Below are 22,243 nucleotides of genomic sequence, written 5' to 3' on the forward strand. Positions count from 1 at the left end.
TTTTTTCCTTCAGCTCGCTGCGCCATGCGCGGCGCCATGCGCGCCGCCAACCACCCCTGCCGACCCCGCAACCCTTGTCCCGTCTGCTTTGCAGCGGTGTTTCGTGTTGCGAGGGGGCGAATMATAGGGGACCCCCTCGGCCTTGGCAAGCGTTTTCTTGAATTTCTTCAGAACGGTCTGTGACACGGTGATGAAGCAGGCTTCCATGTCCCGGCGCAGGGTCGCGCGACCGCTATCTCCATCTATTAGAATCGACGGATGCCTGACCTTCCTATCTACCAGCCATCGCACCAGCCGGCGGATATGCCCCGGTATCTGGATGCGCAAGCGCTGGCAGCAGCACTTTCACGCCCGATTGTCTTCGTCGACCTGGAAACGACGGGCGCCGACGGCACCCGCGACCGTATTACCGAGATTGGCGTCGTGGAAGTGGGACCGGACGGCATCGTCGAATGGGACACCCTGATAGACCCGGGCATTGGCATCCCGCCATTTATCCAGCAGCTGACCGGAATCACCGACGACATGGTACGTGGGCAGCCGAGCTTTGAGTCACTGGCCGAGACGCTTGCGGAGCGGCTGCAAGGCAAGCTCTTCGTGGCGCACAACGCACGTTTCGACTATGGCTTCCTCAAGAATGAGTTCCGCCGCGTCGGCGTCACCTTTCGCGCCGATGTCCTGTGCACGTTACGGCTCTCCCGCTCGCTGTTTCCCTCGGCGGCGCGCCACGGGCTGGATGCGCTGATCGCCCGGTTCGAGTTACAACCCAAGGGCCGGCACCGGGCTCTCGCCGATGCCGAATTGTTGTGGCAATTCTGGCAGAAGGTCCACGAGCTCTACACGATGGACCTGGTCGAATCCGCGGTGCAGTCGCTGATCAAGCGGGCAAGCCTGCCAGCCGGGCTCGAAGAAACCGCGCTGGACGACGTTCCAGACACCCCTGGCGTCTATCTCTTTTATGGCGACCAGGACATGCCTCTCTATATAGGGAAGAGCATCCACCTGCGCCAACGCATTGGCGCGCATTTCTCCGGCGATCACCGTGCCGCCCTGGAAATGCGGCTGGCGCGGGCGGTGCGCCGCGTCGAATGGCGCGAGACCGGCGGTGAGGCCGGCGCGCTGCTGCTGGAAGCGCACTTGATCAAGACGATGCAGCCGCTGCACAACCAGATGCTGCGCCAGAACGCCGGGCTCTACACGTGGGAACTGCCGCCCGGACTGAGCGCGCCGATACTGCGCTCGGATCGCAATACCGATTTCAGCCGGCACCCTAATCTGTATGGCGCCTTTCCCAGCCGGGCCAGCGCCCAGGCCCGGCTGGCCGAACTGGCCCAAACCCATCAGCTCTGCCAGGTCGCCCTCGCCCTGGAAAAAACCGCGCGGCGCGGCCTGCCCTGCTTCGCGCGTCAGCTGCACCGCTGCCTGGGCGCCTGCACCGGCGACGAGTCCCTCGCAGCGCACCGCTTGCGGGCAGTCACAGCACTGGCCAACCTGGCGATCCAGCCCTGGCCATTCGCGGGTGCAGTGGCATGGCGCGAGCAGCACGGCGCCAAGGCGTGGTGGCATGTCCTGGAAGACTGGTGCTACCTGGGCTCGGTGCCCACGCTGGAGGAGGCGCCAGGCTTGTTGTCCTCGCCCGCGCGCTTTGACCTGGACACCTATCAGATCCTGGCGCCAAGGCTGCCGGCCTTGCTCGCCAGTGCCGTTGCGCTGGAAGCAGTGCGGCGATTCGAGCTGCAACCACCGCCCGCGCCCCAGCCGGAAACACAGCCGCAGACGACATCGACCCCGGCGGGCCCCCACCGGCGCAAGCCGCCAAGCCCGGACCAACAGGCCTTGCCTTTTTTCGACCGCTAGGCGGGGGCGGGGCAACTGCCAACCAGGCTATAGGCCACAAACGGTATACCAAACACCTCATAACTCGCGCACCACCAAGGTGCGCGATGTCTAGCGCTCCTTTCCAAAGAACCCCGGATTTGTGCCAAAACCTGCTGCATTGCACCAGAACGCGGCGAATCGCCGGCGCTCTAACATTTGCCTTGCTCTCGGCGATTCTATGAATATAGTATACCGATTCTAGCGACAGGCCCGATTGCCCCCAACCCGGGCGCCATGGCAACGGACCCCACGATACGGAGCGAATGCGTGACGCGGCAAGACATTGCAAGCACCGACACCCGGCCGCCAGAGGCGTGCTTCCTGCCAGTGCGGGAAGCCGCGGCGCTATTGGCCAAAGGCGACGCCAGCGCGCAGGACCTGGTGAACTGGTGCGAGGCAGCCTATGTCGCCTCGCATCGGAAGATCAACGCCCTCATCCTGGCGGATTTCACCGCCGCGCGCGCCGCGGCCGAGGCCAGCGACCAACGCCGGCGCCGCGGGGAGCCGCTTGGCTTGCTGGACGGCATTCCCTTCTCCATCAAGGAATCCTTCGATGTGGCAGGCTGGCCCACCACGTGCGGCAACCCGGCGCAGCGCCACAACATTGCCACCAGCGACTCGGCCGTGGTCGAGCGCCTGCGCGCGGCTGGCGCGGTCCTCCTGGGCAAGACCAACGTGCCGATCGGGCTGCGCGACTGGCAAAGCTACAACGCCATCTACGGCACCACCCGCAACCCGCGAGACCCCAGCCGCACCCCGGGCGGTTCGTCCGGCGGCAGCGCGGCGGCGGTCTGCGCGGGCATGAGCTTCTTTGACGTGGGCTCCGACATCGGCTCGTCGCTGCGCAACCCGGCACACTACTGCGGCGTGTTCTCGCACAAGAGCAGCCACGGGCTGGTGCCGCTGCGCGGCCATGGCATCGGCCACGGCTACGGCGAGCAGGACATCAACGTGGCGGGGCCGCTGGCGCGCAGCGCGCACGACCTGGAACTGCTGCTGCGGGCGCTGGCTGGCCCGGACGGCATCGAAGCGCAGGCCTATCGCCTGACGCTGCCGCCATGCGACAAGCGCGCGCTGGCCGACTTCCGCGTCGCCGTGCTGCCGAGCCATCCGCTGTGCGAGGCCGACGGGGAAGTCAGCGGCGAAATCGAAAAGCTCGGCCGCTGGCTGGAGGGACAGGGCGCCCAGGTGCGCTGGAACGCGCGCCCGGACTTCGATGCCTCGGCTCTCTGGCACACCTACGTGCTGATGCTGCGGGCTACCACGTCGGTCCATATGGATGACGCTGGCTTCGATGCCGCGCTGGCCCGTGCCACAGACGCCGAGCCCGACGACCACAGCTACGCCACGCTGCAATTCACCGGGGCCGGCATCCGGCACCGGCAATGGCTGCAGTTGCAACGAGCCCGGGCCACCTTCGCGCAGGCCTGGCAACGCTTTTTTGGCGAGGTCGACGTGTTGCTGTGCCCGGCAGCGGCCACCACCGCCTTTGCGCTGGATGAAGCCGGCGAGCCGTGGCAGCGCATGCTCCAGGTCAATGGCCGGGCGCAACCGCTCACCAGCCAGTTGTTCTGGGCCGGGCACTCCGGCCTGTGTGGCCTGCCCTCGACGGTAGCGCCGATCAGCCCGGGCCGCAGTGGCCTGCCGGTGGGCGTGCAGATCGTCGCCGGAAGGTTCGCGGACCTGACCGCATTGCGTTTTGCCCAGTTGCTGGAAGCAGCAGGTTTTGCCTTCCGGCCGCCGCCGGCCTCGGCCCAGTCCCAGTCCCACACGGTGTAACGCGCCCCGGCGCCATAAAAAGACCAGCGCACCGCCCCCGAAGCAAAGACACGAAGGAGAGATCATGTTCACCTGGTTCAAGGATTTATCGACAATGGAGCGCAAGGGGTTTTACGGCGCGTTCCTCGGTCATGCGGTCGACGTGTTCGACTTCATGATCTATTCCTTCCTGATTTCGACGTTGCTCACCCAGTGGGGCATGAGCAAATCGGCCGCAGGCGCCATTGTCACCTGGACCTTGGTGTCCTCACTGGTGGGCGCCATCGGCGCGGGCGTCCTGGCTGACCGCTATGGCCGGGTGCGCGTGTTGCGCTGGACCATCGTGGTGTTTGCCGTTGCCTGCTTCCTGTGCGGGCTGGCCAACACCCCCGAGCAGCTGCTGGCCTTCCGCATGCTCCAGGGCCTGGGCTTCGGCGGCGAGTCCTCGCTGTGCATGGTGCTGGTGACGGAAATGATCCGCAACCCGGCACACCGCGGCAAATACTCCGGCTTCACCGCCAGCAGCTACTCCTTCGGCTGGGGCGCGGCGGCCATTGCCTACGCCATCACCTTCAGCATCTTCCCGGCCGAAACCGCCTGGCGCGTCTGCTTCTTCATGGGCATCCTGCCGGCGCTGGTGGTGATCTACCTGCGCCGCAACCTGGAGGAGCCGGAAGTCTTCACCAAGAGCCAGGCCGAACGCGCTGCCGCTGGCGACGGCGGCGGGCCCACCGCATGGCAGCAGCTGGCGCGGCTTGGCCACAGGCCGCTGCTGGGCAAGACCGTGCTGTGCAGCCTGCTGTCGGGCGGCATGCTGGGCGCCTACTATGCGATTGCCACCTGGCTGCCGACGTTCCTCAAGACCGAGCGCGGGCTGTCGGTGTTCGGCACCAGCTCCTACCTGGCGATGACGATCGTTGGCTCGCTGGTGGGCTACGTGGCCGGCGCCTATGCCACCGACCGCTGGGGCCGCCGCCTGACCTATATCGCCTTTGCCGCCGGCGCCTTTGTCATGGCGCTGGTCTATATGGTGATCCCGGTATCGAACACGTCGATGCTGTTCCTTGGCTTCCCGCTGGGCGTGCTGATGCAGGGCGTGTTCGCCGGCATCGGTGCCACCATCTCGGAGTCCTACCCCAATGACATCCGCGCCACAGGCTATGGCGTCTCGTACAACGTCGGGCGCGTGATCGGCTCGCTCTTCCCGCTGACGGTAGGCTGGCTCAGCACCGGCCGCACCTCGTTGCCACTGGCGATCGCCATCGTGGCCGGCGTCGGCTACATGATGGTGATGGGCGCCGCCTTGCTGCTGCCGGAAACCAAGGGCATGGACCTGGGCCAGGCCGGCGGCGACGACAGCGCGCACGAGCCGTCCCGGGATGCCGGCAAGGCCGCGCTGGCGCCGACTGTGGGCAAGCCCGCATAAAGCGCCCGCAGCCGCTTGCGGCGAGACAGGCGGCTAAGCTAGGCTGCACGGAGGGGCATGCCTGCACCCCTGGAGCCGCCATGTCTGTCGTTCGCCGTCCCTCCATCTCCCCTCGCCTTTGGTTGACCCCACTCGCCGCCATCGCCCTGGGCGGCTGCGCAAGCGTCGAGCAATCCGCCATGCAGCGCATCCTGGATTCGTGGCAAGCCGCCCCGATCGAGCAAGCCAAGGCGCAATGGGGCCCGCCGCAATCCGTGCAGGCCGTGCCGGGCGGCACAGCCTACTTGTGGACCGAGGAGGTGCCGCCGGCGCGTGCGCCGGGCGGCGGCCCGCGCGATGCGCGCGCGCCCACGTCACCCGAGCCCCTGCTGGTGCCCGGCCTGTGCCATCGCCGCCTGATCGCTGGTCCCACTGGCCTGGTGATCGGTGGCGACTGGTCGGGCAACGCGTGCTGTGTCACCACTGTGCTAGGCCRCTGCGGCGGGCTGGTCAGGGCCAGCACGAGCTCCTGATCGCACCGGCCACCGCGCGGCTCACCGAATTGGTGCACATCGCGCGTCGAGGCAGGCGATCGTGCACCAGGCCGCTCAGCGGCTTGCCACGATCCGGCGCATTTGGGGCGCGGCGCTCGCCGCTGCCGTTGGCACACCTCTTGCTGAACAAGCTATCGAGTAGAAGCGGTTAGCGCCGATGCGCCWCCCCCAGCGGGCAGGCGCATGCCGGCGCGGGACATTGCTCTCGCGGCCATCCGGTCGCACGCCTGGCTGACTCGCATCGCGAGGCATCCGGGCGTTTGGATCCGGCCACCAGGCCGGGCACGAGAGAAAAGAGAGCGCCCACGATGTCCCCCATCTTCACGCCCTTATTCCATTTCGCAGACGCGTCCGGCGGCCATGCCGCCGCCCGCGTCCTGCGCCGTTGCCCGCCTGTTGCCATACCCGCCCCGTTTTCCTCCGCAAACATCCGCACAGGAGCCCCCATGAAGACGCCCTCCCCCTTGCGCCGCCTGTTGATCGCCGGCGCCTGCGCCGCGCTCACGCTCGCCGCCGTCCCCGCCACCGCGCGCGCCGCCGACAAGGTGACGTTCCTCACCTCCTGGTATGCCCAGGCGGAACACGGCGGCTTTTATCAGGCGGTGGCGAAGGGCATCTACAAGAAGTACGACCTCGATGTCACCGTGCGCATGGGTGGCCCGCAAGTCAACGGCATGCAGATCCTCACCAGCGGCCAGGCCGATTTCCTGATGGGCTATGACCTGCAGGTGCTCAAGAGCGTGGAGCAAGGCGTGCCGGTGACCACCGTGGCAACCTCCTTCCAGACCGATCTGCAAGGCATGATGACCCACGAGGACGTCAAGAGCCTGGCCGACCTGAAGAGCCGCACGGTGCTGGTCTCCACCTCGGGACGCACCACCTGGTGGCCGTGGCTCAAGGGCAAGTACAAGCTAGAGGAATCGCAGTCGCGCGTCTACACCTTCAACCTGCAGCCCTTCTTTGCCGATCCGCAATCGGCCCAGCAGGCGTATGCCTCTTCCGAAGTGTTCTCGGCCAGCAAGGCCGGTGCCAAGACGCGCTTCTTCCTGTTCGCCGACGATGGCTATCCGCCCTATGGCACCACCATCGTCGCCATGCAGAAGATGGTCAAGGAGAAGCCGGACGTGGTCGCGCGCTTCGTCAAGGCGAGCATGGAAGGCTGGAAGAGCTACCTGGCGGACCCTGCCCCGGCCAATGCGCTGATCAAGCAGGAGAACCCCAACATGAAGGACGACCAGCTCGCCAGGGGCGTGGRGAAACTCAAGGAGTACCACATGGTTGGCGGTGGCGACGCAGCCCGCTACGGCATCGGCGTGATGACCGACGCGCGCTGGCAGAAGACGCGCGACTTCATGGTGGGCGCCGGGCTGCTCAAGGCCGATACCGACTGGAAACAGGCCTACACCACGCAGTTCGTGAAAGACCTGAAAGTCATGCCCTGAAGCGCGCAGCTTCGCTGTTCAAGCTCAACCCCATACAAGGATATTTGACATGCTGGTCACCCAACAGCCCGTATTGCGCCGCTTCTGGTATGCACTGATGCCGATCTCGATGCTCGACGACGGCCCCAAGCCCTTTACCCTGCTGGGCGAGGACCTGGTGCTGTGGAGGGACACCGACGGCAAGCCCGCGGCGCTGCAGGACCGCTGCTGCCACCGCACCGCACGCCTGTCCAAGGGCTGGGTCAACGAGCGCGGCGACATCGTCTGCGGCTACCACGGCTGGGAATACAACTGCTCGGGCAGCTGCGTGCGGATTCCGCAAGCGCCGGACAACGCCATTCCTTCCGGCGCGAAAGTGCAGGCCTATCACGTGCAAGAGAAATACGGCTACGTGTGGGTGGCGCTGGACGATCCGCTGCAGCCCATCCCCGATTTCCCCGAGGATGGCGACCCCGCCTACCGCCGCATCTTCCAGTTCTACGAGAAGTGGAACACCAGCTCGCTGCGCGTGATGGAGAACGCCTTCGACAATTCGCACTTCAGCTTCGTGCACCGCGCCAACTTTGGTTTGCCGGAGCAGCCCAAGCCGGAGAAGTACGAGCTGCAGCAGCGCGAGTGGGGCTTCGAGGCGGAAACGCTGGTGCCGATCCGCAATATCGAGGCGGGCCACCGTGTTACCGGCACCACCGAGCCGATCACGCATCGCCATATGTTCAACCGCTGGGACCTGCCGTTCACGCGCCGCTTCGGCTGCACCTATCCGGCCAGCGGGCGCCATCACATCATCTACAACTGCGCCACGCCGATCGACGACAAGAGCGTGATGCTGTCGCAATGGCTGTACCGCAATGACAGCGAGGAAGACTGCTCGACGCAGGAACTGATCGACTGGGATGCGCCTATCGTCGCCGAGGATCGCGACATCCTGGAAGCAACCGACTACGACGCCTGCGTGGACACGCGCCGCCGCGTTGAATTCCATATGGAATCCGATAAACCCGGCTTGCTGATGCGCAAGATGCTGATGGAGCTGTTCACCCGGCATGGCGAGAAGGAAACCTTCCGCATTCCCGTGGTTCGCGGTTAAGCCGGACTTCGGACAGCCCCCGGAACCATTCCATACGGAGACAGCCATGAGCGTCCTCTTTCGCAGTGCCATGCAAGCCCGCGCTGCAGCCCCGAGCGCCGGCGGCCTTGCGCCCAACGCCGGCGGCGAGCCCGCTGGCACCAGCCGGCGCGATGCCGATGCGCCGCTGCTGTTCGCCAACCAGGTCGAGAAGACCTACCCCAACGGCACCGTGGCGCTGGAGCGCGTCAAGCTGGCGATCAAGCCAGGCGAGTTCGTCTCGCTACTGGGGCCCTCCGGCTGCGGCAAGAGCACCTTGCTCAAGCTGTTTGCCGGATTGGAGGCGCCGTCGGCGGGCCATATGCGCTGGTGGGGCAACCCCGCCCTTCCGAGCGGTGCGAACGGCGCCACGGACAGCGCCGGCCGCACGCTGGCGATGGTGTTCCAGGAAGCCACGCTGATGCCTTGGGCACGCGTGGCCGACAACGTGCGGCTGCCGCTGGACCTGGCCCGCATGCCGCGCGCCGACGCCGACGAACGCGTGCAGCGCGCGCTGGCGCTGGTGGGGCTGCACCGCTTCGCCGCGGTCTATCCGCGCGAGCTGTCGGGTGGCATGCAGATGCGCGTGTCGATCGCGCGGGCGCTGGCGACCAACCCGGACCTGCTGCTGATGGACGAGCCCTTCGGCGCGCTCGACGAGTTCACCCGCAACAAGCTCGACGCCGACCTGCGCGCGCTGTGGGCCGAGCGCGGCCTGACGGTGGTCTTCGTCACCCACAGCATCTATGAGGCGGTCTACCTGTCGAGCCGCGTGGTGGTGATGGCGGCGCGGCCGGGCCGCGTGATTGCCGACGTGGCCATCGAGGGGCCCGAAGCCCGCGATGAGGCCTTCCGTGTTTCGCCCGCATTCATGCGGTACTGCGCGCAATTGTCGGCGCTGCTCGCGCAGGCCAACACCGGCGCCGACCCCAACGAGCACTGAGCCCGGCAGCCGCATCGGTCCCACGGACAACAAGGAGCCCCCATGAATCCCCCGCTACTGTCGCGCCCCGCCGTACAGCGCGTGGCCGCCCCGCTTGCCGTCGGCGTGCTGCTGTTGCTCGCCTGGCAGGCGACATGCACGGCGCTCGCCGTGCCCGCGTACCTTGTGCCCACGCCCACCGCCATCGGCCATGCGCTGATGGAAGACTGGAGCCTGCTGTGCGGCTCGCTATGGGTGACGCTGCGCATCACCATGCTGGCCTTTGCGCTGGCCGTGGTGGTCGGCACCGCCGCGGCGTTCATCTTCGTGCAGAGCCGCCTGATCGAAGCCAGCTTGTTTCCCTACGCGATCCTGCTGCAGGTCACGCCGGTGGTGGCGATCGCGCCGCTGATCATCATCTGGGTCAAGGAGCCGACGCTGGCATTAGTGATCTGCGCCACCATGGTGGCCGTGTTCCCGATCATCTCCAACACGGTGCTGGGCCTGCGCAGCGTCAACCCCGGGCTGCTCAACCTGTTTCGCATCAACCGCGCGAGCCGCTGGGATACCTTGCGCCGCCTGCGCATTCCCAGCGCGCTGCCGTATTTCTTCGGCGGCCTGCGGATCTCTTGCGGCCTCGCGCTGATCGGCGCGGTGGTAGCGGAGTTCGTGGCGGGCACCGGCGGCACGGGCGCGGGGCTGGCTTACCAGATCCTGCAGGCGGGCTTCGCCCTCAATATCCCGCGCCTGTTCGCCGCGCTGTTCCTGATCACGCTGACCGGCGTCGCGTTGTTCGGCGCCATGGTGGTGGTATCGCGCATGRCACTGTCCCATTGGCACGAAAGCGAGCTGGCATGACGACCAACACCATCCTGATCCGCAACGCCACTGCCATCCTGACTGGCCTTCCTGGTAACGATAAGGGTGAGGGTGAGCGCCATGCCGGCCCGGACCTGCGCGTGGCCGGCGGCACGATCGAAGCCATCGGCAAGCTGGCGCAGCGCCCCGGCGAGCAAATCATCGACGCCACCGACTGCGTGGTCTACCCGGCCTGGGTCAACACCCATCATCACCTGTTCCAGTCACTGCTCAAGGGCGATCCGCCGGGGCTGAACCTGACGCTCACGCCGTGGCTCGGCGCTACGCCTTACCGCTTCCGCGCCGCCTTTGACGAAACCACCTTCCGRCTTGCCGCCCGCATCGGCCTGATCGAACTGGTGCGCAGCGGCTGCGGCACGGTGGCGGACCACAACTATCTCTACTATCCCGGCATGCCCTACGACAGCTCGGCCATCCTGTTCGAGGAAGCCGATGCACTGGGACTGCGCTTTGTGCTGTGCCGTGGCGGCGCCACCCGCACGCGCCAGCTGGAGAACGAGCTGCCGCAGGCGTTGCGCCCCGAAACGCTCGACCAGTTCCTGGGCGATTGCGAGCGGCTCACCGCGCGCTACCACCAGCCCGCGCCGGATGCGATGCGCCGCGTGGTGATGGCGCCCACCACGCCGCTCTACTCCATGTCGCCCGAGGAATTGCGCACCTGCGCGCGCACCGCGCGCCGGCTTGGCATCCGGCTGCACAGCCATTTGTCGGAGACGGTGGAATACCAGAACGCCGCGCGCTACAAGTACCAGACGACACCCGTGGCCTTCTGCGGCGAGCACGAATGGCTGGGCCGCGACGTTTGGTTCGCCCATCTGGTGAAACTGGGCGCGGACGAAATCCGCCAGCTCGGCGCAACCGGCACGGGCATCGCGCACTGCCCGCAGAGCAACGGCAGGCTGGGCAGCGGCATCGCGAATATCCCGGCGCTGGAAGCCGCGGGCGTGCCGGTGTCGATCGGCGTGGACGGCGCCGCCTCCAACGAAGCGGCCGACATGATCTCCGAGACGCATGCGGCGTGGCTGCTGCAGCGCGCGCGGCGAGGCCATGGCGCCCGCCCACGTGCCGAGGGTGGCGACCATGAAGGTGGCGCCGACGCCGCGCGCGTGGAGGATGTCGTGCGCTGGGGCACGGCGGGCGGCGCGGCGGTGCTCGGCCTGGATGCGGTGGGCACGTTGCAGCCGGGCAAGGCGGMCGACCTCGCCATCTACCGGCTCGACGACCCGCGCTGCTTTGGCCTGCACGATCCGGCCATCGCCCCCGTGGCCAGCGGTGGGCGCCCTGCACTGCGCGCGCTGCTGGTGGGTGGGCGCATGGTGGTGGAGCATGATGCGATCCCGGGGCTGGACCTTGCCGAGCTTGGCGCTGCCGCACGCGACGCGGTGCTGCGCTTGCAGCACCGCGCGGCATAACCCGAGGCGCCACGTCGTTGACGCAGTACAGCGCGAACTGGCCGCGGGGTTTTTCTTGCGCCTGGCGCTCGTGGGGCTGATCGGGCTGCGGTTCGCCGAAACTGCGGCTCGATCCTGGCTAGCCGGGCCGCGGGCCGACGTACGCGGCACGCGGGCGGATCAGCTCGGCATCGGCACGCTGCTCCAGCGCGTGCGCGATCCAGCCGATGGAGCGGCCAAGCGCGAACATGCCGAAGGCCGCGCCGGGCGGCAGMCGCAGATGCCGGCGCAGCGCCACCAGTGCAAAATCGATCGATGGCCGCTGCCCCACCAGCGCGAAAGCGTCGTCGATGAATGCTTGCCATTGCGGGTGATGGGGAAGTATCCGCGCCAGCAGGCCGACGGCGCGGATGTCGCCGGCGGGGTAGAGATGATGGCCAAACCCCGGCAGGTTCTCGCCGCGGGCAAGCCGCTCGCGCAGCTTCGATGCGGGCGGAGCGTCGCCGAGCTCGTCCCAGAGAGCCTCTACGCGGGCGGTGGCCCCGCCATGCAGCCCACCGGTCAACGCGGCCAGGCCAGCGACCACGGATGCGCGCAGGCTGGCGCCGGTGGACGCCACGCAACGCGCCGTGAAGCTCGACGCGTTCAGCTCATGGTCCGCGCAGAGCACCAGCGCCATGCGGATCAGGTCCGCGCCGTCTTCGTCCACTTGCCAGGCGCTGGCGCATTGGCGATGGACCGGCGCGCTGGCGGGCGCCGTGTGCAGGAGGCAGGCCGCCAGCAGACGCACCAGCACGCCGCAGCCCTCGGCAACGCGTTGCGGTGATTTCTGCCACTGCGCCGTGGGGTCGTCATCGCTGGCGATGGTAAACAGCGGCAGCAGCGCCTCCTCGCTGCGGCGCCCGGCGAAGGCCGCCTGCATGGCCGCGAGGTGCGCCGGCGCAAGCGGCGCCGTGCCAAATGCCGCGTCCTGGGGGCACTGCCATAGCAATGCGGCCACCGCTTCCACCGTATCCGACGCGGCCAGCACAACGGCATCCACACCCCGGTAGTAAAGCCGTCCATCCTCGATCAACGTGATCCCGGATTCCAGCACGGGCAACCCCCAGCTCAGCGTGGCCTTGGCCACCTCGCGAGGCTTGCGGCCGCGCGTGCGCTGACCGGCCAGCCGCGCGACGTCGTCAGCGAGATAGCGGCTTTCGCGGTGGGTTTCACCATCGTGCGCGTACAGCAGGCCACGGCTGACATAGGCATACAGCGTCTGGCGGGAGACGCCAAGCTGGGCGGCGGCTTCGGCGGAAGTCAGGTAGCGGGGCACGGGCGGCGAAATCGGGTAATAAGTTGATTAAGTTAATCAATATTGACTATTAAAACAAGGCGCCTATGCTGCAAAGCACTGATTCCTGCCCCCCTGACAGAGAGCGCGCCATGCCTGCCCCCGGAGAATCCATGCATTCAGCCACGAGTCCCACGACAGCCACGACAGCCACGACCCGTTTCCTTGGTGAGATCTGGCGTGGCGTACACGGGGATGCCGCGTGGCTGGAGCACATCGCGGTGGCCGGCGCCGGTCACTTGCCCGCGGTCTTCCCCGTCACCAGCCTGGCCACCGCCACCGTCGGCGCAGCCGCCCTGGCCATTGCCGAATTGATCCACCAGGCCTGCGGGCATGCGCCGCATGTCCAGGTAGATCAACGTCTTGCTTCGCTATGGTTCGGCACTTCGCTGCGGCCGCAGGGTTGGGAATTGCCGCCGCAATGGGATCCGGTTGCCGGCGATTACCGGGCCAAGGACGGTTGGATCCGACTTCATACCAACGCGCCACATCACCGCGACGCGGCCCTCGCCGTGCTTGGCGTGGCGGCGCATGCGGACAAGGCCGCCGTTGCCCAGGCCGTATCCGGATGGGATGCCGGCGCGCTGGAAGCCACCATCGTCGAAAACGGCGGCTGCGCCGCGGCCATGCGCTCCGTGGCCGAATGGGCAACCCATCCGCAGGGGATCGCCGTCAACAGCGAACCGCTGATGCACTGGACGACGACCGCTGGCGGGCCACGGCCGGCCTGGGCCATCGCCCCGGACCGCCCGTTGCGCGGCATCCGCGTGCTGGACCTGACCCGGATCCTGGCAGGCCCGGTGGCCACCCGCTTCCTGGCCGGCTTCGGCGCCGATGTGCTGCGTATCGACCCACCCGGCTGGGAAGAGCCAGGCACCGTGCCGGAAGTGGTGCTCGGCAAGCGCTGCGCCCGGCTCGACCTGAAAAGCGCGGCGGACCGGCAGGTGCTGGAGCGGCTGCTGAGCCAGGCCGACGTCATGGTGCACGGTTACCGTCCCGAGGCCCTGGCGCGGCTTGGACTGGACGCGCGGCGGCGCCGCGAGATCAATCCCGCGCTGGTGGATGTGTCGCTCGATGCCTATGGCTGGAGCGGACCTTGGAAGGGCCGGCGCGGCTTCGACAGCCTGGTCCAGATGAGCACCGGCATTGCCGATGCAGGCATGCGCGCCGCGGGCCTGGACCGCCCCAAGCCGCTGCCGGTGCAGGCCATCGACCACGCCACCGGCTACCTGATGGCAACAGCGGCCATCCGCGGCCTGATGCAGCGCCTGGCGACCGGCACCGGCTGCGAGGTGCGGGCCTCGCTGGCGCGCACGGCGCATCTTTTGGTGGCGGGCGCGGTCCCGCAAGGCCAAGAGCCAATGCCGGCCCCCGAAACGGCCGCCGACCTGGCCGCAGTCGCCGAGAACACCACATGGGGCCCGGCACGCCGGATCAGGCCGCCCGCCATGGTGCAAGGTGCGCCAATGCACTGGGAGCGTCCGGCCGGCAAGCTGGGTACCGCGCTGGCGCAGTGGTAAGTCACGGCGGCAGCCCGCCCCGGCGTGGGCGCGCTTAGTCGATCTTCGCGCCGGAAGCCTTGATCACCTGCCCCCAGCGCTTCTGCTCGGTGGCAATGGTCTGGCCGAAGGCCTCCGGGCCCTGCCAGGCTGCCTCGGCGCCTTGCTGGTCCAGCTTGGCGCGGGTATCGGCTTCGCCCAGCACGGCCTGCAGCGCGCCGGACAGCTTGGCCACCACCTCCTTGGGCGTGCCCGCGGGCGCCAGCATGCCGTAGAAGCCGACTACCTCGAAGTTCTTCAGCCCGGCCTCTTCCATGGTCGGCACATCAGGCAAGGCCGGCGAGCGATGCCTGGACGTCACCGCCAGCGCGCGCACCTTGCCGGCCTTGATGTATTGCGTGAACAGCGGGATCGAGTCGGCCATCATCTGCGCCTGGCCGCCCATCACGTCGGTCAGTGCCGGGGCGCTGCCCTTGTAGGGAATGTGGACGATAAACGTGCCGCTGGCCTGCTTGAACATCTCCGGCATCAGGTGAGAGATGCCGCCGTTGCCGCCCGAGGCAAAATTCAGCTTGCCGGGATTGGCGCGCGCATAGCCAATGAATTCCTTGAGGTTGCGGGCCGGCACGTTGTTATTGACCACCATGACCAGCGGAATCAGCGCGGTGCGGGCCACCGGCGCGAAATCCCGCGGCATCACGTAAGGCAGCTTGGGATAGAGCGCGCCATTGATGGCCATCTGGCCGGTATTGGCCAGCAGCAGCGTGTAGCCGTCCGGCGCGGCCTTGGCGACGGAATCCGAGCCGATGTTGCCGGCCGCGCCAGCCTTATAGTCCAGCACCACTGACTGCCCCAGGATAGGCTGCAGCTTCTCGGCGAGGAGGCGGGCGTGGGTGTCGACCGGGCCACCCGGCGGGAAGCCCACCACCAGGCGGATCGGCTTTTCCGGCCAGGCGGCGGCGGCGGGGGCCGCGCCCAGTGCCAGCGGCAGCGCGGCGCAGGCCAGCAGCACCGGCAAGCCGGGCAGGAATCGGTTATTTAATGTGTACTTCGCCATCAGGTCTTTTCTCCTCGTTTATATTGCGGCCTTGCCTTGCCGGTGTGCGCCGGGGCGAGTCCTGGCCGGACTCGCGGCCGGACACCCGCGAACACCCTTAATTGTGACGATTTTATTACATGGCGCCATGCTAGATATCCCTGTGCAGGCTTATGATGCCCCTGCCCGGCCGCGCCATTGCGTCAGCCGCATGCCGGCCTGGCGCGTTCAGATAACGGCTGGCCGCTGCGCGCCGGCCTCGCATCCGTGCCCGGGCATCAGCCAAGGAAAGCCAACGTGAAACCAACCAACCGAGCCGTCGTCCTGTTTTTGTGGGCCGCACTGTACTTCTGCTCCGGCTACATCTCGCACAAGCTGAACGGCCCGTTCTCCGCCACTGGCTATATCTGGCTGCCGGCCGGCGTGACCGTGGCCGCGTTCATGCTGACGCCAATGCCGCGCTGGCTGCCGGTAGGGCTGGCGTTCTTTGCCGCGCAGATGCTGCTGGGCTGGGTGGAGGGGCGCGACACGCTGCGCCTGATGCTGTTCTCGCTCGACGAGATCGGCTTTGCGGCAGTGGGCGTGGCGCTGGTCAGGCGCACGCACTTCTCGCTCGAAGGGCTGGCCTTCGTGCGCGGCTTGCTGATCGCCGGGGTGATCAGCAGCGCCGCCAGCGCCGCGGTGGGCGCGGGCTGGTTCACGATCATGCAGGACGTGCCGTTCTGGCGCACCGCGCGCGTCTGGGCCGCGGCCGACCTGGTGGGCGTGCTGATCATCACGCCGGTGCTGGCGGGCTGGTCGCGCTTTCGCGCCATGCGCTCGGGCGGCATGAGCGGCGGCGATTTCCTGTTCGGCCTGGGCGCGTTCGCCGCGCTGGTGCTGACCACCTTCTTTATCTTCGACAACAAGAGCCTGGGCCCGCTGCCTGCCGGCGTGGTGTTTGCGCTGACCTATATCCCGCTGTTCTTCGCCGCGGTGGTGACGCTGCTGTGGGGAGGCCGGGGCGGCTCCGTGGCGGTGGCGATCCTGGCGCTGTTCGTGCTGGTCAATACCGGCCAGGGCGACGGCCCGTTCGCCGAAAGCGCGGCCCACCATGGCCGCTCGCTGATGGAGGCTCAGCTATACCTGGCCGTGGCCGCCTTGCTGACGCTGCTGATCAGCACGCTGCGCACCAGCCGCGAGCAACTGCACCTGCAGTCGGCGCAGCGCCAGAACGATGTCAAGCTGGCGCTCGCGGCCAGCGGCCAGCTGGTCTATTGCCTGAACCCGCGCAGCGGCACGCTGCGCTGGAGCGGCGACGTGGAACGCTCGCTGGGGGTGCGTGAAGATACCTTTGGCAATCTCGACAATGTGCTGGCCCACGTGCATGCCGACGACCGCGCCCGGGTGCGCGACCGCTGGCTGCGCGAGAGCGACGGCGACGGGGGTGGCGATGGGGGTAGCGAAACCCGCACCGACCTGCTCTTTCGCCTGATGCTGCCCGCGGGCGACTGCACCATGGTGCTGGATATGAGCGGCCCGCTGCTCGACGGTGACGAGACCGTAGCGGTCATTGCCGGCGCATGGCGCCTGCAAGGCGCGGCTGTGATCGAGGAGCGCGACGCAGCATGACGGCTCTCAAGGGCAGCGGCACGGGTGCCCTGCTCATCCATGGCCTGGGCGGCACGCAGTTCGACCTCGGCCCGATGCACAAGGCCCTGCGGCGCGCCGGGGTGGAAACCCACGCGGTGACGCTGCCGGGACACGCAGGCACGCCCGAGGACCTGGTGCCCGTGCGGGCCGAGCAATGGCTCGACACCGTGACGCAGGCATACGATGAGCTGGCCGGGCAGTACGAAACCTTTCACATCATGGGCATGTGCCTGGGCGGGCTTCTGGCCCTGGCGCTGGCCGAGCGCCGCCATCACACCAAGGGCCGGCTGATCGCGCTGGCGGCCCCGGTCTACATCGACGGCTGGTCCACGCCCTGGTACCGCGCGCTGCGGCACCTGGTCTATCACATCCCCACGCTGCCCGCGCGCATGCGGGTGGAGGAAGACGAGCCGTTCGGCATCAAGAACGACCTCGTGCGCGCCATCGTCAAAGCCAAGTTCGAACGCGGCGACAACTTCCACTACCGCTGGGTGCCGCTGGCCTGCATCCGCCAGGTGGACCGGCTGCGCGGCTGGGTGCTCAACGGCGCCCACCGCATCGCCTGCCCCACGCTGGTGGTGAACGCGCGCGAGGACGAGCTGACCAGCCTGCGTTCGGCCGACTTCCTGGAAGCTACGGTCCCCGACGTGCGCAAGGTGGTGGTGGAAAACAGCTATCACATGATCTGCGTGGACAACGACCGCGAGCAGGTGGTCAGCAACGTGCTCGAGTTCCTTGGCTTCGACCCCGCGCAGGCGCGCCGCCCGGCGCGGGCCAGGGTGGAAGTGCCGATGACCGAGGAAGCGGTCGCCACCGTGGTGAACGAATACCTGCAGGCCCTCACCAGCGGACAGTTCGAAGCGTTGTTCCCGTTGCTGGAGCCCGGCGTGCGCTGGCGCCACCAGGGCGAGCATCCGCTGGCGGGAAGCTATGACGACCGCGACGCCGTCATCGACATGTTTGCCAAGCTGGAGGCAATCTCCGGCAAGACGGTACGCATCGCCGTCACCGCACCGCCGCGCATCGAGGGCGCCACCGCGCAGATCGACGTTGCGGCCTCCTCTGTCATGAACGGCGAAGCCCGGCACAGCCAAGGCACGCAAACCCTGCGCATGCGCAACGGGCGCATCTCCGCGGTGACCTTCCGGCCGGCGGACAGCGCCGATAACGCCGTGAGCGCCAACGAGCCCCTGCCGGCGCCCGCGGGCTAGAACACGCGGCCTAGCTGCAGGTACAGGTTCCACACCCCGTTCGGCGCCGCGGCAAAGCCGAAGTACAGCGGGCCAATGGCGCTGTTGCCGCCAATGAACAGGCTGGCGCTGGTCTTGAACGGCCCGTTGCCAAAGTTCTTGCGCCGCAGCCAGACGTCGCCAGCCTCCAGGCTGGTGCCCACCACGGTGGTGCGCAGCCCGGGCAGGATGAACTCGCGCAGGTCGTTCAGGTAGGTCACGCGCCCGTACAGCAGGTAGTTGCCTGAGAACTGGTCCTGCGCGTAGGCCGAAAGATGCTGGAAGCCGCCCAGCGTGAAGCCCAGCCCGCCACTGACGCTGTTGTCGCTGCGGTGATCGCCATAGGTGGCCGCGGCCTCCGCCGCCAGGTTCAGCGTGTGGCGGCCGTAGCTGGCGGCCCAGAGCGCCTTGGCATGGGCATCGTTGAAGCGGTTGTCGGTGCCGCCGAAGGCCAGCTCGTTGGTCGCCAGCAGATAGTAGCCGGTGCGCGGGAACAGCGGATCGTCGAGCTGGTCGATGGTGAGCTGGGCGCGCATGGTGGGCTGGCGCACACGGGCCTGGGAGAATAGCCGGCCAGTGCCGATAGGCAGGTTATAGACGGCCGAGTAGTTGACCTGCTGGTAGTTCACGCCCGCCCGGAACTCGCCCAGCCGGCCCAGCGGCACACCCAGGTCCAGGCCGGCGACGGCCGTGTCGATCCGGAAGGCGGTGATCGGGTCGGTATTGCGGTTGGGCGCGGTGTCGCCATAGAGATCGACGCGCTTGCGCCCGTATTCCACATAGGGCGCGACATAGAAGCCCAGCCGGTCGAATACCGGCTGGCGCAGCTCGGTGCGCCACTTGGCCTGGGTGCTGCCCAGCACGATGTCATTGCGCCATTCCAGCCCGCCAGGCGTGATCCAGGGATAACGATGCCCCAGCTGCAGGTTGAACCCGCCCTGGCCATTGAAGGTATTGGATACGCCGAAGCCGAACAGCAGGAACTGCGGGCCCCAGGATTTTTGCTGCGCCTCGACCTTCAGCACATTGCGCCCGTCTTCCGTGACCAGTTCCTGCGTCACGCTCTCGAAGTCGCCCGAGGTGGAGAGCTGCGCCATCTCGCGGTTGAGCGTGACCGCGTCGTAGGTGTCCCCCTCGTTCACGCCCAGGTACTTGCGCACGAAGCTGGCCGGGATCCGGCCTTCCGAGCGGATCTGGATACCGTCTATGCGCACCGGGCCGGCCACCGCCTGGCTGCCCTTGCGCGCCGCCAGGTAGCTTTGCCAGGCGTCCGCCGGCAGCGTCAGCGATGCCAGCCGGGGCTCGGCCGCCAGCACCGCGTTCCAGCCCCCCTGGATGCCGTCGTTGGCGCGCGAGAAGTCGGTGAAGGACAAGTCGCCCAGCTGGGGCTCGATCAGCACGTCGCCTGGCTTGAGCAGCGCCTTTTGCACGGCGACGTTCTGGTTGGTCAGGATGGTGACCATCTGCTGCGTCACCGCCGCCGGCGAGTCCRGGCTGGCGGGATCATCCAGCGGCGAGGCGATATTGACCGCGATGATCACGTCGGCGCCCATGTCGCGCGCGAGCTGCACCGGCAGGTTGCTGACCAGACCGCCATCGACCAGCACGCGCCCGTTCACCTTGATCGGCGCGAACAAGCCCGGCACGGCCACGCTGGCGCGGATGGCGCGCGGCAGCGAGCCGTGGTCCAGCACGACCGGGGCCCCGGTGCCCAGGTCGGTGGCGATGGTGCGAAACGGCGTTGGCAGCTTGTCGAAGGCGCCGTCGGCCGGCAGGTGCGGGGTCAGGTTCTGCAGCAGCGCCAGCAGGCGGTTGCCCTGTACCAGGCCGGTGGGCAGCTTGATCTTGCCGTCGCCGTAGCCGGCCGAGATGCCGATCGGGTATTGGAGGTCATCCTCGCGCTGCGCCTGCGGCAGTTCGGCGCGCTCGTTGCGGTCGAAGGCGATATCGCTCAGGTTGGTATGCGACAGCTTTGCCTCCAGTTCGCCCGCCGACAAGCCGCTGGCGTACAAGCCGCCCACCACCGCGCCCATGCTGGTGGCCGCGATGCAGTCGATCGGCACGTGCATTTTCTCCAGCGCCCGGATCACGCCGATATGCGCGTAGCCGCGCGCACCGCCCCCGGACAGCACCAGGCACACGCGCGCTCGCTTGCCCGGCTCGTGCGCGGGGGCGGATTCAGCGGCAGCTTCAGCGGCAACTTCGGTGGCAACGTCGGCGGTGGATTGCCTGGCCGGCTGCGCAGGGTGATCCACGGCCCCGGCGGGCTGCGGCGCCAAGGCTAGCGCCGCCAATGCAAGCAGCATCGGCAGCAGCTGACAACCGGACACCAGCGTGCACAAGCGGCGCGCGATGCGTGAAAGAGAGCAGGACATGGACAAACCTGGACAATCCGCGGCAAGACGGGACAAGACGGTGAAATCGCCGCGCAGAGTTGGCGGGGAAGGTCGTCACGATAGGGCAATTGCCCGTCCTTGAACAGCGGCGCATGCACTAGCGGAGTGCCGGTTACCTAACCTGCGGGGCTATCGCCGCCCCGTCCGCCAAGCTGCCGCGCGGGTTGACCGTGCAAACCCTCGGCCCAGAGCAGTTTGATCCACAATTTACCGGGGTAGGTAAACGTATGCCGAATACAACAAAGGGAATGTGGCGGAGTGAAACGCCACGGCCRCCCGCGCCTTCCTGCGGGGACGGCAGCCGTCCTAGCTCTCGTTCTGCCAACCCAGCCCCAGTGCCTTTTGCAACGACACGAAGTCCTTGATCAAGTTGGCATCGCCGGCGATCCGATCCTGCTGCGCACGTACCCGGGTGCGTTCGACATCCAGCCAGTCAAGCATGCTGGCCGTACCGGCGCGGTAGCGCTGCTGGGTCAGCACGGCGGCGCGCTCGGCGGACGCCTCCACCCGGCGCAGCAGGACCACGTTCTCGCGCTGGTGCCCATAGCGGGACAAGGCCACGTCGGCATCGCGCAGCGCCTTCAGGACCACGCTCTCGTACGTTGCCTCGGCGTTGTCGCGTCCTGCCTGCGCACCGTCCACGCTGGCGGCAACCCGGCCGAAATCCAGCGCGTTCCACTGCAGCCGCGGCAAGGCGAGCCAGGTGGCGTTGTCCTTGCGGACCAGGTGACCGGGGTCCATCGCGCTGTAGCCCAGGGAGCCGAACAGCGACAGCTTGGGGAACCAGTCAGCCTTGCGAGCGCCGATCTGCGCGTTCTGCGAGGCCAGCGTACGCTCCGCCGCGCGGATGTCCGGCCGCGCCTTGAGCAGTGCGGCTGGGTTGCCGACGGACACCGTAGCCGGCAATGTGGGCAGTGGCCGTTGCGGGCCGAGTTCRCCATCCAGCGCGCCGGGGGCGCGCCCCGTGAGCACGGCGAGTTCATCGAACGACTCCGTGATCTGCGCCTCGATGGGCGCGATCTGCGAGCGGGTGCCCTCCACCTGGGTCAGGAGCCGCTCCACTTCCAGCGCCGATGCCACACCGCGTTCGCGCCGTTGCTGCGTCAGCTCCAGCATGTCGGCTTCGAGCTGTTCCGAGGCGCGCAGATGCGTCAGGCGCGCCTGCTGCTCGCGCAGGCCGACGTAGGCTTGGGCGACCTCGGCCGCCAGTTGCACGTGGGCGTCCGCGAGCTGTTCGGCGGATACGTCCGCCTGCGCCGCGGCCGCCTCGATGGCTCGCCGCGTCCCGCCAAAGAGATCGATCTCCCAGCTAGCATCGAAGTTGGCAAGATAGAGCGCCAATGGTCCGCGCCCGCCCGACGACACGCCACCGGAAAGCGGCGACAAATTCGGCGAGCGCGTGCGCAGCGTGGCGGCGGTTGCCCCCACCTTGGGGAGCGCATCGGCTTGCTGCCCGCGCAGGCCGGCACGCGCCTGCCGCACGCTGGCCTGCGCTGCACGAATGTCCGGGCTATGCGCCAATGCGGTTTCTATCAATGCATCCAGTTGGGGATCGCCCAGCGCGCGCCACCAGGTTGCGACGCGCGGCGCGCCCGGCCCAGTACTYTGCGGGGCATGGGGAAATGCCGTGGCGCGCATGGCGTCGGCCGCGACTTCAGGCGCGCCGTGATAGTCAGGCCCGACCGCGCAGCCAGTCATGGCAAACGCCAGCGCGGCACCGAGGGAGGCCGCGCGGCGCCGGCCAGGGCCCGGCAGCGTATTCGATTTGATGTCGTGCATGA

Annotated in this window: 16 protein-coding genes; 12 read left to right on the plus strand and 4 right to left on the minus strand. The window is 67.8% G+C overall.

Annotated features, from left to right (window positions below; genetic code table 11):
- The first annotated feature begins 258 nt into the window (after positions 1-258).
- The 9 genes from AC1DS3_RS17120 (at position 259) to AC1DS3_RS17160 (ending at position 11,355) form a co-directional block, all read left to right on the plus strand.
- Positions 259-1,857, plus strand: coding sequence for a 3'-5' exonuclease family protein (locus tag AC1DS3_RS17120; RefSeq protein WP_441640920.1), 1,599 nt, complete (start codon positions 259-261; stop codon positions 1,855-1,857).
- A gap of 288 nt (positions 1,858-2,145) precedes the next feature.
- On the plus strand, positions 2,146-3,657 hold the full coding sequence (locus tag AC1DS3_RS17125; RefSeq protein WP_477109636.1) for an amidase: 1,512 nt from the start codon (positions 2,146-2,148) through the stop codon (positions 3,655-3,657).
- Between the two features lie 64 nt (positions 3,658-3,721).
- On the plus strand, positions 3,722-5,062 hold the full coding sequence (locus AC1DS3_RS17130; RefSeq protein ID WP_441640918.1) for an MFS transporter: 1,341 nt from the start codon (positions 3,722-3,724) through the stop codon (positions 5,060-5,062).
- Positions 5,063-5,142: 80 nt separating this feature from the next.
- Complete coding sequence (locus tag AC1DS3_RS17135; protein ID WP_477127583.1) at positions 5,143-5,574, plus strand: hypothetical protein; 432 nt, start codon at positions 5,143-5,145, stop codon at positions 5,572-5,574.
- 467 nt (positions 5,575-6,041) lie between these two features.
- Positions 6,042-7,037, plus strand: a complete 996-nt coding sequence (locus AC1DS3_RS17140) for an ABC transporter substrate-binding protein (RefSeq protein ID WP_477127584.1) — start codon at positions 6,042-6,044, stop codon at positions 7,035-7,037.
- A 49-nt stretch (positions 7,038-7,086) separates the two neighbouring features.
- Positions 7,087-8,124: an aromatic ring-hydroxylating dioxygenase subunit alpha gene (locus AC1DS3_RS17145; RefSeq protein ID WP_477127585.1), complete on the plus strand. Its 1,038-nt coding sequence runs from the start codon at positions 7,087-7,089 to the stop codon at positions 8,122-8,124.
- Positions 8,125-8,170: 46 nt separating this feature from the next.
- Entirely contained in the window at positions 8,171-9,085 is a 915-nt protein-coding gene (locus AC1DS3_RS17150; protein WP_441640914.1) for an ABC transporter ATP-binding protein, read from the plus strand.
- A gap of 42 nt (positions 9,086-9,127) precedes the next feature.
- Entirely contained in the window at positions 9,128-9,922 is a 795-nt protein-coding gene (locus tag AC1DS3_RS17155) for an ABC transporter permease (RefSeq protein ID WP_477127586.1), read from the plus strand.
- Entirely contained in the window at positions 9,919-11,355 is a 1,437-nt protein-coding gene (locus AC1DS3_RS17160) for an amidohydrolase family protein (protein ID WP_477127587.1), read from the plus strand. Before AC1DS3_RS17155 ends, AC1DS3_RS17160 begins: the two co-directional genes overlap by 4 nt.
- Positions 11,356-11,473: 118 nt before the next feature.
- Here the strand turns inward: AC1DS3_RS17160 and AC1DS3_RS17165 are convergent, their stop codons facing one another.
- Positions 11,474-12,652: a citrate synthase family protein gene (locus AC1DS3_RS17165; RefSeq protein ID WP_441640911.1), complete on the minus strand. Its 1,179-nt coding sequence runs from the start codon at positions 12,650-12,652 to the stop codon at positions 11,474-11,476.
- A 131-nt stretch (positions 12,653-12,783) separates the two neighbouring features.
- Between AC1DS3_RS17165 and AC1DS3_RS17170 the strand changes: the two genes are divergently transcribed.
- Positions 12,784-14,190 carry a CoA transferase gene (locus tag AC1DS3_RS17170; protein WP_441640910.1) on the plus strand — a complete coding sequence of 469 codons (1,407 nt, stop codon included), beginning with the start codon at positions 12,784-12,786 and terminating at the stop codon, positions 14,188-14,190.
- Positions 14,191-14,224: 34 nt separating this feature from the next.
- Here the strand turns inward: AC1DS3_RS17170 and AC1DS3_RS17175 are convergent, their stop codons facing one another.
- Positions 14,225-15,226 (minus strand): Bug family tripartite tricarboxylate transporter substrate binding protein, encoded by a 1,002-nt coding sequence (locus AC1DS3_RS17175; protein WP_441640909.1) that lies wholly within the window; start codon positions 15,224-15,226, stop codon positions 14,225-14,227.
- 276 nt (positions 15,227-15,502) lie between these two features.
- Here AC1DS3_RS17175 and AC1DS3_RS17180 point away from each other — a divergent pair, with 276 nt between their 5' ends.
- Together AC1DS3_RS17180 and AC1DS3_RS17185 are read left to right on the plus strand one after the other, a co-directional pair.
- A complete protein-coding gene (locus tag AC1DS3_RS17180) occupies positions 15,503-16,816 on the plus strand; it encodes an MASE1 domain-containing protein (RefSeq protein WP_441640908.1) in 1,314 nt (437 codons plus the stop codon).
- Positions 16,813-18,048: an alpha/beta fold hydrolase gene (locus tag AC1DS3_RS17185; RefSeq protein WP_441640907.1), complete on the plus strand. Its 1,236-nt coding sequence runs from the start codon at positions 16,813-16,815 to the stop codon at positions 18,046-18,048. The genes AC1DS3_RS17180 and AC1DS3_RS17185 overlap by 4 nt, the downstream gene beginning before the upstream one ends.
- On the opposite strand, the gene AC1DS3_RS17190 is transcribed toward AC1DS3_RS17185, so the two are convergent.
- Complete coding sequence (locus tag AC1DS3_RS17190) at positions 18,045-20,372, minus strand: patatin-like phospholipase family protein (protein ID WP_477127591.1); 2,328 nt, start codon at positions 20,370-20,372, stop codon at positions 18,045-18,047. The genes AC1DS3_RS17185 and AC1DS3_RS17190 overlap by 4 nt on opposite strands.
- Positions 20,373-20,768: 396 nt before the next feature.
- Entirely contained in the window at positions 20,769-22,241 is a 1,473-nt protein-coding gene (locus tag AC1DS3_RS17195) for an efflux transporter outer membrane subunit (RefSeq protein ID WP_441640906.1), read from the minus strand.
- Between the last annotated feature and the right edge of the window lie 2 nt (positions 22,242-22,243).

The sequence above is a fragment of the Cupriavidus sp. 01L46 genome, from assembly GCF_056399905.1.

Excerpts from the sequence above, each read along its gene's own strand:
- AC1DS3_RS17145 (WP_477127585.1), top strand. The coding sequence starts at position 7,087 with ATGCTGGTCACCCAACAGCCCGTATTGCGCCGCTTCTGGTATGCACTG.
- AC1DS3_RS17170 (WP_441640910.1), top strand. The coding sequence starts at position 12,784 with ATGCATTCAGCCACGAGTCCCACGACAGCCACGACAGCCACGACCCGT.
- AC1DS3_RS17175 (WP_441640909.1), bottom strand. The coding sequence starts at position 15,226 with ATGGCGAAGTACACATTAAATAACCGATTCCTGCCCGGCTTGCCGGTG.
- AC1DS3_RS17185 (WP_441640907.1), top strand. The coding sequence starts at position 16,813 with ATGACGGCTCTCAAGGGCAGCGGCACGGGTGCCCTGCTCATCCATGGC.
- AC1DS3_RS17120 (WP_441640920.1), top strand. The coding sequence starts at position 259 with ATGCCTGACCTTCCTATCTACCAGCCATCGCACCAGCCGGCGGATATG.
- AC1DS3_RS17130 (WP_441640918.1), top strand. The coding sequence starts at position 3,722 with ATGTTCACCTGGTTCAAGGATTTATCGACAATGGAGCGCAAGGGGTTT.
- AC1DS3_RS17150 (WP_441640914.1), top strand. The coding sequence starts at position 8,171 with ATGAGCGTCCTCTTTCGCAGTGCCATGCAAGCCCGCGCTGCAGCCCCG.